This window comes from Acidimicrobiales bacterium, from assembly GCA_035316325.1.
In the GTDB taxonomy this organism is placed as follows: domain Bacteria; phylum Actinomycetota; class Acidimicrobiia; order Acidimicrobiales; family VFJN01; genus DASXTK01.
Genome location: DATHJB010000172.1, coordinates 1 through 17,134, shown reverse-complemented (window position 1 = coordinate 17,134; position 17,134 = coordinate 1). Strand labels below are relative to the sequence as shown.

Sequence of the window (17,134 nt, the reverse complement as noted above, 5' to 3'; positions counted from 1 at the left end):
GGGTTCCTACGTCGCCAGCGTCGGCGGTGGCGTCGACCGGAGCGGGACCTCGCGGAGGCGGGTGGATGCGAGGACGCCGACGGCCATGACCCCGATGTAGGCGAGAGCCCCCGTCGCGACGCCGTGCGCGAGGTGCTCGGAGAGCCGCGACAGCGTCCCGGGGTCGAGCCGGCCGAGCTCCTCCGGTGAGAGCCCGGAAGGGTCGATGCCAGTGCCGGCCGCGTCCACGGCGCGGCCCACCATCGAGCCGACGAGCGCCACTCCGACGAGGCCGCCGATCGCCCGGCAGAAGTACACGAGCGACGTGGCGATGCCCATGTCCTCGACGTCGACGCTGTTCTGGGTGGCGAGGGTCAGGATGTGCATCGAGAGGCCGATGCCGGCTCCCAGGAGGACCGTCGCGACCACGACGACCGCGCGGGGTGTGGTGGCGTCGAGGGTGGCCACGACGACGAGCGAGGCGGTCACCAGGGAGGACCCGACGACCGGCAGGCGCCGGTAGCGACCCGTCCGCGAGGCGATCTGGCCTGCCAGGGCGCTGCAGCCGATCAGCGAGAGGAGCAGGGGGATCAGGAGCACCCCGGAGTTGGTGGCCGACGTTCCGTACATCACCTGGATCAGCAGCGGAAGGAAGTTGAGGGCGCCGAACTGCACGGCACCGATCAAGAAGTTCACGCCGCCCGAGACGAGGAACGTGCGGTCGCCGAACAGGCGCAGGGGGACGATGGGCTCCGGCGCGCGCTGCTCGACGCGGAACAGCAGCAACCCGCTCACCGTCACGACGCCGCCCATGACCAGGAGGCCGGTCGCCGTCACCCCGCCCGGATCGTCGCGGCCGAGCACGAGCACCACGGTGGTCACCGCGGCGCCGACGAGCACAGCGCCCGTCCAGTCGATCCTGGGCACCCGCGACCGGGTAGGGACCGGCACCGGGCGGCCCATCGCGACCAGGGCGAACAGCCCGACCGGCAGGTTGATGCAGAAGACCCATCGCCACGAGAGGTGGTCGGTCAGCAGGCCGCCCGCCAGCGGACCGGCGATGACCGCCGCTCCCTGCACGGCACCGACGTAGCCCTGGTAGCGACCCCGGTCGCGCGGTGAGACGAGGTCCGCGATGAACGCGTAGCTGACGACGATCAACCCGCCGGCGCCGACCCCCTGCAGCGCTCGGAACGCGATGAGCTGGGCCAACGACTGCGCGACGCCCGCCAGCAGGCTCCCGACGAGGAAGATCACGATCGACGCCCGCAGCGTCCGCTGCCGCCCGAAGAGGTCGCCGAGCTTGCCGTAGACCGGGAGCATCACCGTCGAGGTGAGTAGGTACACGGAGGCGATCCAGGAGATGTGGTCGCCGGCCTCCAGGTCACTGCCCATGGTGGGGAGCGCCGTCGCCACGATCGTGGTGTCGAGCGAGGCCAGGGCCATGCCGACCACGATCCCGGCGAAGACCAGCCGCTTCCCGCTCGCGGCCAGCGTGGCCGCAGCGGGGGCGGCGACCACGGCGTGGTCGCCGCACAGCCCCCGGGCCATCAGGTCACGAGCAGCGGGTTGACCATGCAACCGGTGGCCTGCTCGAGGGCCAGGGGGGCCACGGAGAGCAGACCGGTCGGCGGTCGCCGACCCCGGAGCGCGTCGGCGGCCGCACCCAGTTCGCAGCAGTCGACCAGAGCGAGCCCGATGGCCCAGATGAGGTGGTGGACGACGAGGGGCTCGATGCCGGGGCCGTGCGCGTCCAGGAAGTCCCAGCACAACAACGAGACGCCGTTGTCGGCGATCCACTCGGCGGCGGAGCGGCCGACCCCGGGTCGCCCGTGCTCGGCACGCGCGATCGGGAGCAGCTCGTTGCCGGCTCGCTCGAACCGGTCGCGGCCCATGTAGAGGAGGAGGGCGTCGCCGGGGACGACCTCGACGTCTGCCATGTCGAGGCTGGCCTGGATGTCGTCGGCGGTGACCGGTGCTCCGACCTCCACCCACTCCGTGCCCCGGTGGGCCGGGATGTCGGCGAGCACCGCCCGTGTCACGAGCCCGTGCCGCGCCCAGGCGACGAGCGAGCGGTCCTCCTCCGACGGCGAGGCGCAGGGCCGGCCGCCGTGCCATTCACCGTCGATGCCGAAATGGGTCAGGCCGTCGAGGTGGGTGTTCGGTGTCCCGTGGGCGTCGAGCGTCACGCGGTCGGTGCCGACGGTGCGGTCGCCGGCCGTCTCGACGAACACCTCGATCTGCGCGGTCGGACGCCGGTCGTCGGCCCGGGCGGCCGCCTCGGCGGTGATCGGACGGCTGAGCGAGATCGCCTGGCCGGTCCGCACCGCCGCCGCGCCCCGGCGCCGCGCCTCGGCGTCGATGAGGCTGACGGTGCCCAGGCAGTCCTCGTCATGTGCCGACCGGTGCGCGCGAGCCCGCTCGCGGAACCAGTCGGGATCGAGCTCCGTAGTGCCTGTCACCGGGTCAGATGTCGGCGAGGCGAGGGATGAGCTCTCCGCCGAACTGCTCGAGTGCGTTCATGACCTGCAGGTGTGGCTGCCCGCCGATGTTGAAGAACCCGATCACGTTCTCCATGCCGGTGTGCGCGTGGTACCGCTCCAGGGCGTCGCCGACCTTCTCGCTCGACCCGACGAGGACGTTCGGGTGGCGGATGAAGTAGTCGTAGGGCTGCGTCTCCTTCGAGAAGCCGAACATCGCCCGGTTGCCGAGGGCCTCGAAGTACCACATGAGGCTGTCGCGGAACTCCTCGACGGCCTGCTCGGTGGTCGCCGCGACGTGCATCTGCTTCATCTGCCAGCAGCGCTGGAGCGTCTCCCGGATGGGCAGCTCGTCGTGGCCGGCCGCGGCGGCGGTCTCGCCGTAGAGGTCGAGCTTGTGCTTGACGTCGTCCCAGTCCGGGCCGGACCCGATGACGATCGGCAGGAGCCGCTCGGCGGCCCAGAGCACCGACGAGTCGCTCTTGGACACCATGACGTAGGTGGGCAGCGTCGGGCGCTGCAGGGGTGGAGGGAGCAGCTCCGCGTCGGCGAACTCGAAGTGCTGGCCCTTGAACTTCGTGCGCCCCGATCGCCAGATCTGGGTGACGGCCTCGTAGGTCTCCTCCCAGAGCTCCTCGCGATGCTCGAAGTCGATCCCGTACGACGCGAACTCGAGCTCGTCGTAGCCCTTGCCGATGCCCCAGTCCATGCGTCCGCCGGACAGGATGTCGACATAGGCGAGGTCCTCCGCGAGGTGCACCGCGTTGTGCAGCGGGAGCCGGACGATGGCCGTGCCGATCCGGATCCGCTTGGTCGCCGCAGCGATCGCCGCGGCCGCCACCACGGTGTTGCCGACCATGCCGTAGCCCCGGCCGTTGTGCTCGGCGAGCCACACCTCGTGGAACCCCGCCCGCTCCGCCTCGACGGACTGGGCCAGGCCGTGCTGCACCACGTCGTAGGGGTGCGAGTGGGGTGGGACCGCGTGGTATTGGAAAACCCCGAACCTCATCGTGCCCTCCTATCTGAGCAGTTCAGATCATAACGATAACACAGATACCGGTTTAGGCGAGAGGCAGGTGCTGCCCGCTCAGCGGTCGGCCGGAGCGGGCATCGACGATCGCAGCCACCCCAACGTGGCCGCCTCGACCGTTGCCGGCGGCGGGGGCTGGTGCCGAAGCTGCTGGGCCCGCGTGGACAGCGCGCTGAGGAGGGTCCCGGCGACGAAGCCCATGCCGCCCGCGAGCTGGTGGCCGAGCCATCCCGCCTGGGTGGCGATCTCGGTGGCGTAGAGCCGGGCGGCAGCGGCGTGGGCCGCGGCGATCTCGAAGTCGACGTCGCTGCCGCGCTCCAGCGCCTGTCCCGCCCCGACGACCAGGTCGGCGGCGACGTCGAGCTCGGCGCCCACCTGGGCCAGCCGGTGCTCGACCGTCTGGTAGCTGAGCAGGGTCCGGCCGAACTGGCGGCGTTCCGCGGTGTAGTCGAGCGACAGCTGGAGGGCGCGGCCGCCAGCGCCGACTGCGTACGCAGCGCCGACGACGTTGGCGACCGCGAGCGCGCGGCCGGCGGGAGCGGTCGGCCCGACCGGCTCCACGGCGACCTCGGCCCACGGCTCGCCGGCGAGCGTCGCCGCCGCCCGGGGCCGGGGCTCGGCGCGGGCCATGCCCACCGTCGAGGCGGCCAGGTCGAGCCGGACGAAGACGTCGGCGGCGCCGCCCCACGGCACCATCGTGTCGCCGTCGGCGACCGCCGCGATCCGGTCGCCGCTCTCGACGCCGTCGACCTCGAGCCCCGACGTGAGGACGAGGAACGTCTGGAGCAGCGGCCCGCAGACGGCCTCCGAACCGAGGACTTCGGCGACGACGACCGCGTCGCCGACATCGCCGCCGCCGGTCGTGGCCACGCCCCACGCGCCCGCGTCGCCGAGCGACCGCCACAGGCCCGCGTCGAACGGCCGCGACCTGTCCTCTCCCTCGTCGCCGTACGCATCCAGGCAAGCGGCTCGCACCGTCCGGCCGAAGAGCTCGGCGTCGTCGTGCACCGCCGTGCGGAGGGCCGTCATGGCGCCGCCACCGCCGCCGCTCGGAGCGCACGCCGGTCGACCTTGTTCAGGCTGGTCAGGGGAAGGGCGTCCACGAGCACGATGCGCTTCGGCACCTTGTACCCCGCGATGAGCGACCGGACGTGGGCCTCGAGCTCGCGCACGTCGACGACGCGGTCCTCGAGGACCACAGCGGCCTCGACCCGCTCGCCCCACTCCGGGTCGGGCACCCCGTAGACGGCGCAGGCGGCCACCGAGCGGTGACGGTGGAGGGCCGTCTCCACCTCCGCGGGGAAGACGTTCTCGCCGCCGGTGCGGATCGCCTCCTTCAGGCGGCCCGTGATGTGGAGGTACCCGTCGTCGTCGAACCGGCCGATGTCCCCGCTGCGGACGTAGCGACCCTCGAAGGCCGAGCGCTGCAGCTCCACGTCCGACGTGCAGTACCGCAGCATCTGCCACGGCGCCGACACGAGGATCTCCCCCTCCGGGCCGCCGACGGCATGGAGCTGGCCGTCGGCCTCGATCACGATGTCCGCGCTCGGCACGGGCCGGCCGACCCCGATCGGATCACCGTGCTCGTCGAAGTCCCAGCTGTAGGTTCGGGTCACCGGGCCGTACTCCGTGGTGCCGTAGCCGGTGATCACCGCCGTGCCGGGGAACGCCGCGGCGATGTCGGCGGCGAACCCACTGCGGGTGGAGCTCATGCCGAACTGGAGGAAGCGCAGCCGGGACGTCGAGAGGTCCTGCCCACGAGCGGCGCGCACCAACCTCTCCACGATCGTCGCGGCGCCGAGCATGCGGGTGATCCGGCCGTCGGCGATGTGCTCGACGGCTCGATCGGCGTCGAAGCGAGCGAGCGTGACCACAGTGGCGCCCTGGGTGAGGCTGGTCAGCACGCCGGTGACCAGGGTGCCGTGGAAGAACGGGGAGACGAACAGCTCGACGTCGGCGGCGCGCACCTGGTTGTTGGCGGCGCTGGCCGCGGTCCACAGCCACAAGCGCTCGTGGTCGAAGTGAGCGGCTTTGGGGACGCCGGTGGTGCCGCCCGTGCCCACCAGGAGCCCACCGGGCGCCAGGTCGTCGATCGGTCCGTGCACGGTCCGCCGTACGGCCACCTTCCCTCGGGCGCCGGGCAACCCCTCGACGTCCCGGCCCTCGACCAGGTCGAGCAGGTCGCGGTAGGGGTCCGAGGCGACGACGAGTGCAGGGGCAACCGGGGCGAGGAACTGCTCGACCTCGGCCGGCCGCAGCCGAGTGTTCAGCGGCACTGCGGCGGCGCCGGTCAGCATGGCGCCCAGCAGCAGGGCGACGTAGTCGGCGCCGGGGTCGAGTGCGAACGCCACCGCGGTGCCCGGCGTCGCGCCGGCCGACGCCAGCCCCTCGGCAGCTCGCACGGCCCCCGACCACAGCTCGCCGTAGGTCACGGGCACGCCGTCGTCGATCGCGGTCTTCCCCGCGCGGTAGCGCGCCTGGAGCGCGATCGCCCGGACGGGCGACAGTGGCGGCAGCACCGCGAGCTCGTCGCCGGCGATCACTGCGCCTCCTCCTGCAGGGACCGGCGGAGGCCGTGGCGGGCGACCACCGTGAGCATCATCTCGGTCGTCCCGCCGGCGACCGTCTCCATGATCGACTCCCGCCACAGCAGCTCGAGGTCTTCGCCCCGGAGCACCGCGGCGCGGCCTCCGACGCGGGCGGCGAAGCGGGCGATCTGCTGCATCAGCGTGGTGCCGACGATCTTGTTGCGCGCCGCTACGGCGGGCGTGATCTCCTCGTGCTGCGCCGCTCGCACCGACCGGTACACGGCCGCCCGTACCGCCAACGCCCGCGCGACCAGGCCGGCGTGCTCCTCGCGATGGCGGTCGCCCCGGTCAGGAAGGTCGTCGAGCAGCCGCTGCAGGGACTCGAGGTCGCGCTCGAGGCGACCCGGCATCACTTGCAGGTGCCGCTCGCGGGCGAGCGCGACGCGGATCATCTCCCACGCTCCGCCCTCCGGGCCGACGCGGTTCGCCGCGGGGACGACGACGTCGTCCAGCCGGACCTCGTTGAGTCGGTGCCCGTCGAGGGTCGGGATCGGCGACACGGTCACGCCGGCGCTCGCGAGGTCGACGACGAGCAGCGTGAGCCCGGCGCTGCGCTCCTCCTGGGTCCCGGTGCGGCAGAGCAGCCAGAGCCAGTCGGCGGTGTGGGCGTCGGACGTCCAGCGCTTCTCTCCGGTCACGACGTAGCTGTCGCCGTCGCGCCGCGCCCGGGTTCGCAGCGACGTGAGGTCGGATCCCGCCTCGGGCTCCGAGTAGCCGAGCGAGAAGGCCTCCTCACCGGAGCGGATGCCGGGGAGGAAGCGGTCGTGTTGCTCGGGCGTGCCCCACTCGACGATCGACCGGGCCACCATGCCGGCGCCGACCGGAGGCCGAGCCGCGCGTGCGTAGGCCATCTCGTCCCAGAGGACGAGCTCGTACATGGCCGGGCGGCCGAGGCCGCCGAGGGGTTCCGGCCAGGTGAGGCCGAGCCACCCGCGCTCGCCGAGCTCCCGGTAGAGCTTCGCCGTGGCACCCCCGCGGTCCTTGAAGATCTGGAAGCGGTCGCGCTGCGGCGCCGTCTCGGCCAGGAAGCCTCGCACTTCGGCGGCGAAGCGGCGCTCGTCCTCGTCGAGGCCGATGTCGCGCAGGGCCGAGCGCATCAGGTCCCCGCCGCCAGCTCGATCGCGAAGCCGTCCCAGAGCGCGGCGTCCTCGCTGTCGTTGAGCGCCCGCTTGACGCGCGCCACCGTGTCCGCGTCGAACGCCGTGACCTCCCGCGCCAGCTCGTCGGCGGCCGCCCAGGGGTCCTGGTCGTCGTCGACGAGGTCGCACATCCCGAGTGCCGCGGCGCGCGCCGCGGGGAGCGGGCGGGCGCTGAGGGCCATGCCCCGTACGACGCCGTGGGGCAGCAGGCGCAGGAGGTGGCGGGCGCCGCCGACGCTCCCGGCCTTCACCTCCGGAAGGCCGAAGGCCGCCGCCGAGGTGGCGACGCGGAAGTCGCAGAGCGAGGCGATCACGCAGCCGGCCCCCAGGGCGTGCCCCTCGACGATGGCGATCGTCGGGCACTCGAGGCCATGGAGCGTCCGGTACAGCTCGGTCACCGCGCGATGGCGCTCGGGCAGGTCCGCCGGCGATGTCGGGGGCTCCTTGAGGTCCCGCCCGCCGCTGAAGAACCTGGGGAGCGCGGACCCGATCTCGAGGCAGCGCGGCGGGGCGGCTCCGATCGCCCGCAGGACACCGCCGAGCTCCTGGTACAGCCGGAGGTCGAAGGCGTTGGCCGGCGGCCGGTCGAGGATCAGGCGCAGCGCGCCGGGCACCCCGTCGACCTCCTGGACCGTGATGTGCCTGGTGCTCGCGGCGGCCACCTAGTAGCGGACCTTTCCGGCGGCGAGCTGCTTGGCGATCAGGCGGCGCATCATCTCGGCGGACCCGTCGGCGATGCAGACCGCCCGGATCTCCTGCCAGGCCTGCGACAGGTGCGTCTCGTTGGTGATGCCCATGCCGCCGAGGGCCTGCACGGCCCGGTCGATCACCCGCACCGCGGTCTCGGTCGAGCAGCTCTTGGCGATGGCGCCCTCGATGGTGGCCGGGAGCCCGGCGTCCATGGTGCGGGCCGCGTGCAGGCCGAGGAGGTGCGCCGCGAGGGTTTCGGTCGCGCACTCGGCGAGCGCGAAGCCCACGCCCTGGTGCTCGATCACCGGCTTGCCGAACGTCACCCGCTCGGTGGCGTACTCGGTGGCGATCCGGAGCGCCCATGCGGCGAGCCCGGCGGCCCGGGCGGCGTTGTAGATCCGCCCGACGGAGGTGCCGGACAGCGCCAGGGGGAGGCCCTGGCCCTCCTGCCCGATCAGGGCGTGCTCGGGGAGCGCCACGTCCTGGAAGGCCAGGGTGGCCTCGTTGGAGCTGGCGTGGCCGAAGAGCCGCAGCACGCTGGCGACCGACGCGCCGGGGGTCGACATGGGGACGAAGAACCCGCTGATCCCGCCCCGGCGGGCCGAGGCCGCCGCCGGGTCGGTCACCGCGAACACGAGCGCAACGTCGGCGTAGGGCCCGTTCGTGATCCACTGCTTCTCGCCGTTGAGGAGCCACCCGTCGTCGGTGCGGACGGCGCGGGAACGCATCTGCCACACGTCCGAGCCGGCGTTCGACTCCGAGAGCGCGAAGCACAGGGTGACGTCGCCGCCCAGGATCGGCTCGTCGTAGGCCTCCCGGGTGGCGGCGGACATGTCCCGCAGCAGGTGGCTGGGCCCGGTGGCCCAGTGGGCGATGGCGTCGAAGGCCAGCCAGTTGCGCATGCCGGCCCGGCGGTACAGCGCGTGCCAGACGGCGTAGAGCGTGACGTTGTCCATCCCGCCGCCGCCGACGTCGGTCGGTGCGAACATCTGGTAGTAGCCGGCTTCGGCCGCGGTCCGCCGTATGTCCCTCCGGGCCGCCTGGACGTCGGGGTGCAGTCGGCGGTCGGGGCCGTAGAGCTGGTGGGGGTCGTCGAGGATCGGCTGGAGGTTCTCGATCCGGGGCTCTACGACGGCGTCGACGAACTTGTCGACCCCTGCCACAACCTCGTTCGTCTCCGCCGGAAGGTCAAGGAACACGAACCTCGATGATCGTCGCCGTCCACGTGCATGTCAAATACCTGAGATATCGATTTAACCTACTTCTGGGCGATCATCGTGGTAGCGTCGCCGAGCGGCGCGACGAGACGGAGGACCAGCACCCTGAAGCGGATGACGATCAACTCGGCGGCGCGGCAGGCGGCCGATCTCCTCGCCGAGGACATCCTCGCCCACGAGGGCGACGAGGAGGAGTGGCCGCTCGGCTCCGAAGACGAGCTGATGAAGATCCTCGGCGTAGGCCGGCCGACCATCCGCCAGGCGGCCCGGTTGCTCGAGCAGCAGCAGCTCGTGGTGGTCCGGCGCGGCATCAACGGCGGGATCTTCGGTCGGCGCCCGTCAGGGGCCGGTGTGACCGCGGCCGCCCGCGTGTTCCTGCAGTCCGAGCAGACGACCTTCCGGCAGCTCCTCCAGGCGGAGCTGGTCGTGGGACCGGCCGCCGCGGCACTCGCCGCCGAGCATGCGGACGTCGAGGGCCGTCAGGGACTGCTCACCTTCTGGAGCAGCACGACCGCCAAGGGCGCGGCGGTCTCCGCCCGCCAGTTCATGGAGCTCGCACCCACCTTCCAGCGGGAGGTCGCCCGGCTCAGCGGGAGCCCCGTGGTCTTCCTCTTCGTCGGCGTGCTGATGGACCTCGCCGCGCCCTCCGCCGGCATCGCCGACGTGTACGGCGACCCGGAGCGCCGCGCCCTCACGATCGAGCGCCACACCAAGATCGCCCAGGCGATCCACGGCGGTCAGGGATCGCTCGCGGAGCGGCGGATGTCGCAACACCTCAAGTGGATCCTGGAGACCGTCGACCCCCGATCGCTCGACGAACCGCTCGGCCTACGCCAGCGCTGAGACGAGCCGGTCGAAGGCCGCGTAGCTCGGGCGGACCAGCGTCGGATCGGTGAGGAACGACACGTTCGCGAGGATCGCCTGGTCACAGCCGGCGTCGGCGTAGCGGCGCAGGTCGTCGGCGACGTCGTCGGCCGAGCCGTGGATGATCGCCTCGCCGACGATCTCCGGCGGCACACCGGCGAGCAGCTCCAGTGCCGCGCTCTCGTCCCACGAGGACGGCACGAAGTCGAGCAGCCCGTACCGGCCGCTTCCCAGCGGGTGCTCGAGACCGTGTCGGGCGTAGGCGCTGGCCGGCAGGAGGAGGCCCAGGCACCGGAACACCGGCGACTCGAACATCGCCCGGCAGTGCTCGCGCGACTCGCCGACGGCGACGAACGCGTACAAGGCGGCGTCGAAGGGCCCCGACCGACCCGCGGCGGCCCGGCGGCCCTGGATGTCCGCGAGCGACGAGGCGTACTCGTCCGGGTCGACGAACATCGGCAACCAGCCATCGGCGTGCTCGGCGGTCAGGCGCCGCATCCGCGGGCCCCGGGCCGCCAGCCAGATGCGCGGGGGCTGGTCGGCGACGTGGGGCGCGAGCCCCAGGACGGCGTCGCGCAGCGGCCAGTAGCCGTTGTCCAGCGAGACCGGGCCGTCGGCCTCCCACAGCGTGCGGATGATCTCGAGGCCCGCCTCGAGTCGACTGACGGCGTCGTCCATGGCGATCCCGTAGGGGACGAGGTTCTCGGCCTCCCCGGCGCCGAGGCCGAGGACGAAGCGGCCCTCCGTCGCATGGTCGAGGGTGAGCGCCGTCCGGGCGACCACGGCGGGGTTGGTACGCAGCACGTCGGTGACACCGACGCCCAGCGTCAGGCGCTCGGTGGCGGCGGCCGCCGCCATCACGGTGCAAGCCGGGTCGAGGTAGTCGTGGGGCGAGGGACGCGCCGTCGCCGCCGCCGTGTGGGCGGGCGTCCAGATCGAGTCGGGGAACCAGCTCATCATGTGGTCGGCGTAGAGGGCCGTGGTGAAGCCCTTCGCCTCGGTCCGCGCCGCGTCAGGGCCGACGCGGGCGATCGGCGGGCGGGCGTTGCCGGCGATGCCCAGCTTCATCGACCGACCTCCTCCGCAGCAGACACAAACCGAACGAACGACCGATCGGGCATGGCTGGCAGCATAGGGGCAATCAGTCGCCGAAACCGAACGTCCCGCCGTCCGCGTTGATCGTCTGGCCCGTCACGATCGCGCCCTCCGGGCGGCAGAGGTGGAGGCACAGCGACGCGACCTCGTGCATCGACACCATCCGCCCGAGCGCCGAGGCATCGGCCGGGTTCCAGCCCCCGTAGGTCGGCACGACCGAAGCCCGCGCCTCGGTGTCGATCACACCGGGAGAGACGACGTTTGCCGTGATCCCGTCGCGCCCGGCCTCCTGGGCGATCGCCCGCACGAGCCCACGGAGAGCGGCCTTGGCGGTGGCGACGTGGCCGTGGCCGACAGGTAGCGCATTGACCATCGCGGACCCCCCGATGAAGACGAAGCGTCCGAAGCCGGCGGCCCGCATGGCGGGCAGCGTCGCCCGGGCGAGGAGGAAGGCGGCGTCGAGAGTCACCTGGCGCGGCCGGCGCCACTCGGCGAGCTCCAGGTCGACGAGCTCGCCGTGCGAGCGGTACGCGGCGCTGTGGATCACCGACGTCACGGGGCCCAACTCGCGCGCGCAGCGATCCACGACGGCGATCGCCTCGTCCTCGACGCCCACGTCGCCGATCAGGGCCAGCGCGGTGCCGCCGGCCTGCTCGACCTCCCGGACGACCCGGTCGGCGGCTTCGGCGTCGGAGCGGACGTTGACCCCGACGCGCGCGCCGCCGGCCGCCGCCTCCCGCGCGATCGTGCGCCCGAGGTTGCGTCCTGCCCCCGTGACCAGGACGACCTGCGAGGCAAGTGGGCTTTCCGGTGCCATGCATCCTCCTCTCGACCGGCCGCACACGCTTGACGCCGTGACGATCCCGCGACTTAGATCAACCGAACGAACGACCGATCGGTTGCGCACTCTAGTTGAGGGGCGATCGCTGGCAGACGAAGGGGGTCCGCACGGTGGGGCTGCGTGAAACGGGAGAGGACGCGGCGTTTCGCGCAGAGGCTCGCTCGTGGCTACGTCGTCATCTCCCCGAAGGCTGGGCCGACCGGTCCGCCCTGCGGTACTCGAGCGCCGAGGAGGCGTTGAAGATCCGCACGTGGTGGCAGCGCGAGCTGTTCGACGGCGGCTGGGCCGGGCTGTCGTGGCCGGAGGACTACGGCGGGCGCGGCGCATCGCTCGTGCAGCAGGTGATCTTCAACGAGGAGGCGGCGTCCCTGCAGGCGCCGGAGCCGATAAACGTCATCGGCCTGTACATGGTGGGGCCCACCATCATCGAGTGGGGCACCGAGGAGCAGAAGCGGCGCTACCTGCCTCCTCTGCTCGCGGCCGAGGAGATCTGGTGCCAGGGGTTCAGCGAGCCCGACGCGGGGAGCGACCTCGCGTCGCTGCGGACCCGGGCCCGCTTCGCCGACGACCACTACACCGTGGACGGTCAGAAGGTGTGGACGAGCTGGGCTCACGTCGCCTCCTTCTGCATGCTCCTGGCGAGGACCGGCGACGGGGACACGAAGCACGGGGGCCTCACGGTCCTGATCGTCGACATGGACCAGGCGGGCGTGGAGGTGCGGCCGCTGGTGCAGATCACCGGCGACGCCGAGTTCAACGAGGTGTTCTTCGACGGGGCGGTCGTCCCTGCGGAGCAGCTGCTCGGGCCCGAGGGGGAGGGATGGCGGGTCGCGCTGACGACGCTCATGCACGAGCGGGGCACGATGACCTACGCCCTCCAGGTCGCGTCGCGCATCCTCCTCGACGACCTCATCTCCGCGATCCGGCGGTCCGGGCTCGGCCGCGACCCGGTGACCCGGGATCGGGTCGCCCGGATCCAGCTCGACCTCGAGTCGCTGCGGCTCACCAACAACCGGGCCCTGCCGAGGATCATGGAGGGCACCCCGGGCCCTGAGGACTCCGTGCGCAAGCTGATCTGGGAGCGGGTGGAGCAGGGGATCGGCGAGCTGGCCATGGAGATCTTCGGCGTCGCCGCCCAGGTGAACGACGGCCCGCACAGCCTCGACGACGGGGTGTGGCCCTACCAGTACCTGCGGGGCCGTGCGCGGTCGATCGAGGCAGGGACCACCGAGATCCTCAAGTCTGTCATCGCCGAACGGGCGCTCGGCCTGCCGAGGGCGCGCTGACATGAAGGCGTTCTTCACCGAGGAGCAGGACCTCCTCCGGGCCACCCTCGTCCGAGTCTTCGACGACTGGGGTCGCCGGCCCGAGGGCGAGCGGGGGAGCGACGGGCTGTTCGACCGGCTCGTCGAGATCGGCTGCGCCGAGCTGCCGGGCCAGCCGGAGCGCGGGGTCCTCTTCGAGGAGGCCGGCTACGCCTGCGCCGGCGGCGCGATCGTGCCGGTGCTCGGGGTGGCGTTGCCGGTGCTGGAGGACCTCGATCCCACCGGCGCGCTCTGCGCCGCGGTGCGCGCGGGCACCGCGCTCCCGGTCGTGGCGCTCGACCGTTTCGTCGTCAGCGCGGACCAGGCGACCCACCTGCTGGTGCTGGAGGGCGACGAGGTCGGCGTGGTCGAGCGCTCCGGGGTCCGGCTCGAACCGGTGCCGTCGTTCGACCCGGGTCGTCCGCTCGCCGCGTTCGAGGTGGTTGCGGCGCCGACGATCGTCGGCGCGCTGGCCGACGTGCGATCGGTCATGGCTCGGGAAGGTCTCCTCGCCGTCGCGCACGAGCTCACGGGCATCGGGCGCGCCTGCCTCGACGTCGCCGTCGAGCACGCGCGGACGCGCCTGCAGTTCGGGAGGCCGATCGGCTCCAACCAGGCGATCAGCCACCAGTGCGTCGACATGTACATCGCCGTCGAGTCGGCGCGCAGCCACGTCTACAGCGCGGCCGACGCAGCCGAGCGGGGCGACCCGAGCGTCGAGCTGGCCGTCCGGCAGGCGCACGCCGTGGCGGCCGACGCCGCGATCTTCTGTGCCCACCGGTCGATCCAGGTGCTGGGCGGCCTGGGCTTCACGTGGGAGCACCCGGCCCACCGGTACCTGCGGCGGGCACAGTCGTCCGCCCACCTGGTCATGGACGCCCGTTCCAGCCGGGAGCGCGTCGCTACGCTGATCGGGCTCGGGGCGGGTGAGGGCATGGACGGCATGGAGGAGTCTTGATGGGAGCGATCGCATCGGACGAGTCCGCGGACCCGGCCACCGAGTCCGACGCGCAGACCGAGGCCGGGGTCGACGAGCCCCCGCCGGTGCTCGAGGTCAGGAACCTCAGCGTGCGGTTCCGGGACCGCCGCGGGGTCGGGCACGCGATCGACGACGTCTCCTTCTCGGTGCGCCCGGGCGAGGCCCTCGGCATCGTCGGCGAGTCCGGGTCGGGCAAGAGCGTCACGGCCCTTGCGGTCATGGGCCTCCTCCCGGCCAACGCCGAGATCGAGGGTGAGATCCTGTTCAAGGGCGTGGACCTGGCTGCCCTCCCGCCCAAGGCCCGGCGCGGGTACCGCGGCAAGCACCTGTCGATGATCCTGCAGGATCCGATGTCGTCGCTCGACCCGGTCTTCAGGATCCGCACCCAGATCAACGAGCCGCTGCGCATCCACCAGGGGCTCCGACGCCGCGAGCGCGAGCAGGCCGCGCTCCACATGCTGCGCCTCCTGCAGGTGCCGGCACCGGAGCGGGTGATGCGGTCCTACCCCCACGAGCTGAGCGGCGGCATGCGCCAGCGGGTGGCCGGTGCCATCGCCCTCGCCTGCCAACCCGAGGTCCTCCTGGCCGACGAGCCCACCACCGCGCTCGACGCGACCGTGCAGGCGAACTTCCTCGACATCCTCGACCAGGCCCAGACCCGCCTGGGTTTCGGGACCGTCCTCATCACCCACGACTTCGGGGTGGTCGCCCGGCTGTGCACCCGGGTGGTCGTCATGTACTCGGGCCGGGTGATGGAGGCGGGCGCCACGCGCGACGTCCTGCGGTCCGCGGCGAACCCCTACACCGTCGGGCTGCTGAAGTCGCTTCCGGATGCGAAGCGCAAGATCGACGTACTGCCGTCGATCGCCGGTTCGCCGCCGTCGATCTTCGACCGACCCGCCGGATGCCCGTTCCACCCGCGGTGCCCCGTCGCGACCGACGAGTGCGGCGAGGAGATGCCGGGCGCGACCGAGATCGGGCCCGGGCACCTGTCGCGGTGCTGGAGGCACGATGACTGACGCTGCGGTGCTCACGCTGGACGGGCTGACGAAGGAGTTCCCCGTCGGCGGCTGGCACGGCGCCCGGGTGCGGGCGGTCAACGGGGTCGACCTGGAGCTCCACGCCGGCGAGACGGTCGGCGTGGTGGGGGAGTCGGGGTGCGGGAAGACGACCGTGGCGCGGATGGTGCTGGGGGCCGAGCGCCCGACGACCGGCGCCGTCCGCTGGCACGGCGAGGACATCTCGCAGCTCGGGCGGCGAGAGCTCCACCGGTACCGAGCCGCCGTCCAGGCCGTCTTCCAGGACCCCACGTCGTCGCTCAACCCCCGCATGAAGATCGGCAGCTCCATCGCGGAGCCGCTGCAGATCCACAAGCGCGGCGGGCGCGACGAGATCGGGGCGCGGGTCGACGCGCTGCTGGAGGCGGTCGGGCTCGATCCCGCGCTGCGGTCGGGCTACCCGCACGAGCTCAGCGGCGGCATGCGCCAGCGGGTCGCGATCGCCCGGGCGCTGGCGCTGAAGCCGGAGGCGATGGTCCTCGACGAGCCGGTGTCGTCCCTCGACGTCTCGGTGCGTGCGCAGATCATGAACCTCCTGAAGGGCCTGCGCGAGGACTACGGGTTCGCGTGCATCCTCATCGCCCACGACCTCGCGTCGGTCCGGTACATGGCCGACCGCGTCATGGTCATGTACCTCGGCCGCATCGTCGAGCTCGGCCCCGTCGAGCAGGTCTTCACCGATCCGCTCCACCCCTACACGCGGGCCCTCCTCGACGCCGCGCTGTCGGCCCACGACGACGGCACCGGGAGCGCCGCGACGAAGCTGCGCGGCGAGGTCCCGTCGCCCCTGCACCCGCCGTCCGGTTGCCCGCTGCACACCCGCTGCCCCGTGGCCTTCGACCGGTGCTCGACCGACGCGCCCTCGCTCGCCGAGGTCAAGCCCGGGCACTTCGTCGAGTGCCACCTGCACGATCGTCGCGACGCACCCGTCGACGGCGTTCCCGTCGACGCGCCGATCGTCGTGCGCGATTGAGGCGCCCCGGCTGAGCCGCGATGCAGCTGGCCTACAGCCTCGGGAACCACTCCGCGCGCTTCGCGGGCGACGTGACCTTCGCACGGCACCTGCGCAGCGCGGTCGCGGCGGGCTTCACGTCGGTCGAGGTCGACGACTGGACCTTCGCGGGTGGGGAGCTGAGGGCTGATCCGCACCGGTTGGCGTCCCTGCTCTCGGCGCACGAGGCCGCCTGCGCGACCTTCGGCCCGCTGCGGGTCGGGGATGCCGCGTCGACCGAGGCGGCGATGGACGTCCTCGAGCCCGTCCTGCACGCCGTCCACCCGCCGTGGGTGCCGACCGTCGTCTACGACCGGGGCCCGACGACGGTCGGCAGCCTCCGGCGCTGCGCCGACCGGGCTCGGGAGGCGGGCTCCGGACTGGCGATCGAGTTCATCCCGTGGACCGCCGCGGCGACGCTGGACGAGGCCCGCGCACTGGCCGCGGCCGTCGGCCGGCCGTCGGTGAAGATCCTGGTCGACACCTTCCACGTCGGCTGCGGGAGCGCCACCTGGACCGAGGTCGAGTCGCTGGCCGCGGACGAGATCGCCATGGTGCAGCTCTCCGACGTCCGGCTCCCGGTGGTCGGTGACCTCCAGCACGCCAGTAGCCATCGGCGGCTCCTGCCCGGCGACGGCGACCTCGACCTCTCCCGCTTCGGCCGAGCGCTGGTCGCGAAGGGCTGGGACGGGCTGGTCAGCCTCGAGGTCCTCTCGGAGGAGCTGCGCCGGCAGGATCCGGTCCGGAGCACGTCGGACGCCTGGCGGTGTGGGGTCGGCACCGTCCGCGGGTGGGCGTGTGCGGAGGGGCCCTAGGCCTTCCGGACCGGGGGTTGAGGTGACGGGTGGGCTCTGGGTTGGGTCATGGTGTCAGGCTGTT

Annotated in this window: 16 protein-coding genes; 6 read left to right on the top strand and 10 right to left on the bottom strand. The window is 72.6% G+C overall.

What is annotated here, in order from left to right:
- Nucleotides 1-6 precede the first annotated feature (6 nt).
- The 8 genes from VK611_22940 to VK611_22905 all read right to left on the bottom strand — a co-directional run bounded on the left by VK611_22940 (nt 7) and on the right by VK611_22905 (nt 9,069).
- On the bottom strand, nt 7-1,530 hold the full coding sequence (locus VK611_22940) for an MDR family MFS transporter (protein HMG44208.1): 1,524 nt from the start codon (nt 1,528-1,530) through the stop codon (nt 7-9).
- Entirely contained in the window at nt 1,530-2,441 is a 912-nt protein-coding gene (locus VK611_22935) for a cyclase family protein (protein ID HMG44207.1), read from the bottom strand. The genes VK611_22940 and VK611_22935 overlap by 1 nt, the downstream gene beginning before the upstream one ends.
- A gap of 4 nt (nt 2,442-2,445) precedes the next feature.
- The gene (locus tag VK611_22930; protein ID HMG44206.1) at nt 2,446-3,468 is read right to left on the bottom strand and encodes an LLM class flavin-dependent oxidoreductase; all 1,023 of its coding nucleotides are present in this window, start codon (nt 3,466-3,468) and stop codon (nt 2,446-2,448) included.
- 78 nt (nt 3,469-3,546) lie between these two features.
- The gene (locus VK611_22925) at nt 3,547-4,518 is read right to left on the bottom strand and encodes an acyl-CoA dehydrogenase family protein (protein HMG44205.1); all 972 of its coding nucleotides are present in this window, start codon (nt 4,516-4,518) and stop codon (nt 3,547-3,549) included.
- Nucleotides 4,515-6,032, bottom strand: coding sequence for a class I adenylate-forming enzyme family protein (locus VK611_22920; protein HMG44204.1), 1,518 nt, complete (start codon nt 6,030-6,032; stop codon nt 4,515-4,517). Before VK611_22920 ends, VK611_22925 begins: the two co-directional genes overlap by 4 nt.
- The gene (locus VK611_22915; protein ID HMG44203.1) at nt 6,029-7,174 is read right to left on the bottom strand and encodes an acyl-CoA dehydrogenase family protein; all 1,146 of its coding nucleotides are present in this window, start codon (nt 7,172-7,174) and stop codon (nt 6,029-6,031) included. Before VK611_22915 ends, VK611_22920 begins: the two co-directional genes overlap by 4 nt.
- The gene (locus VK611_22910) at nt 7,174-7,878 is read right to left on the bottom strand and encodes an enoyl-CoA hydratase/isomerase family protein (protein HMG44202.1); all 705 of its coding nucleotides are present in this window, start codon (nt 7,876-7,878) and stop codon (nt 7,174-7,176) included. Before VK611_22910 ends, VK611_22915 begins: the two co-directional genes overlap by 1 nt.
- On the bottom strand, nt 7,879-9,069 hold the full coding sequence (locus VK611_22905; GenBank protein HMG44201.1) for an acyl-CoA dehydrogenase family protein: 1,191 nt from the start codon (nt 9,067-9,069) through the stop codon (nt 7,879-7,881).
- A 168-nt stretch (nt 9,070-9,237) separates the two neighbouring features.
- Between VK611_22905 and VK611_22900 the strand changes: the two genes are divergently transcribed.
- Nucleotides 9,238-9,966, top strand: coding sequence for an FCD domain-containing protein (locus tag VK611_22900; GenBank protein HMG44200.1), 729 nt, complete (start codon nt 9,238-9,240; stop codon nt 9,964-9,966).
- Here VK611_22900 and VK611_22895 read toward each other — a convergent pair.
- Together VK611_22895 and VK611_22890 are read right to left on the bottom strand one after the other, a co-directional pair.
- Nucleotides 9,952-11,055, bottom strand: a complete 1,104-nt coding sequence (locus VK611_22895; protein ID HMG44199.1) for an LLM class flavin-dependent oxidoreductase — start codon at nt 11,053-11,055, stop codon at nt 9,952-9,954. The genes VK611_22900 and VK611_22895 overlap by 15 nt on opposite strands.
- Before the next feature lie 73 nt (nt 11,056-11,128).
- The gene (locus tag VK611_22890) at nt 11,129-11,899 is read right to left on the bottom strand and encodes an SDR family oxidoreductase (GenBank protein ID HMG44198.1); all 771 of its coding nucleotides are present in this window, start codon (nt 11,897-11,899) and stop codon (nt 11,129-11,131) included.
- A 134-nt stretch (nt 11,900-12,033) separates the two neighbouring features.
- Here VK611_22890 and VK611_22885 point away from each other — a divergent pair, with 134 nt between their 5' ends.
- Genes VK611_22885 through VK611_22865 form a run of 5 tightly spaced genes read left to right on the top strand, consistent with a single transcriptional unit; the run spans nt 12,034 to nt 17,070 of the window.
- Nucleotides 12,034-13,209 carry an acyl-CoA dehydrogenase family protein gene (locus VK611_22885; protein ID HMG44197.1) on the top strand — a complete coding sequence of 392 codons (1,176 nt, stop codon included), beginning with the start codon at nt 12,034-12,036 and terminating at the stop codon, nt 13,207-13,209.
- Between the two features lies 1 nt (nt 13,210).
- Nucleotides 13,211-14,185: an acyl-CoA dehydrogenase family protein gene (locus VK611_22880; GenBank protein HMG44196.1), complete on the top strand. Its 975-nt coding sequence runs from the start codon at nt 13,211-13,213 to the stop codon at nt 14,183-14,185.
- Nucleotides 14,185-15,225, top strand: a complete 1,041-nt coding sequence (locus tag VK611_22875; GenBank protein ID HMG44195.1) for an ABC transporter ATP-binding protein — start codon at nt 14,185-14,187, stop codon at nt 15,223-15,225. Before VK611_22880 ends, VK611_22875 begins: the two co-directional genes overlap by 1 nt.
- Nucleotides 15,218-16,237, top strand: a complete 1,020-nt coding sequence (locus VK611_22870; protein ID HMG44194.1) for an oligopeptide/dipeptide ABC transporter ATP-binding protein — start codon at nt 15,218-15,220, stop codon at nt 16,235-16,237. Before VK611_22875 ends, VK611_22870 begins: the two co-directional genes overlap by 8 nt.
- Nucleotides 16,238-16,257: 20 nt before the next feature.
- A complete protein-coding gene (locus VK611_22865) occupies nt 16,258-17,070 on the top strand; it encodes a sugar phosphate isomerase/epimerase (protein ID HMG44193.1) in 813 nt (270 codons plus the stop codon).
- The last annotated feature ends 64 nt before the right edge of the window (nt 17,071-17,134 follow it).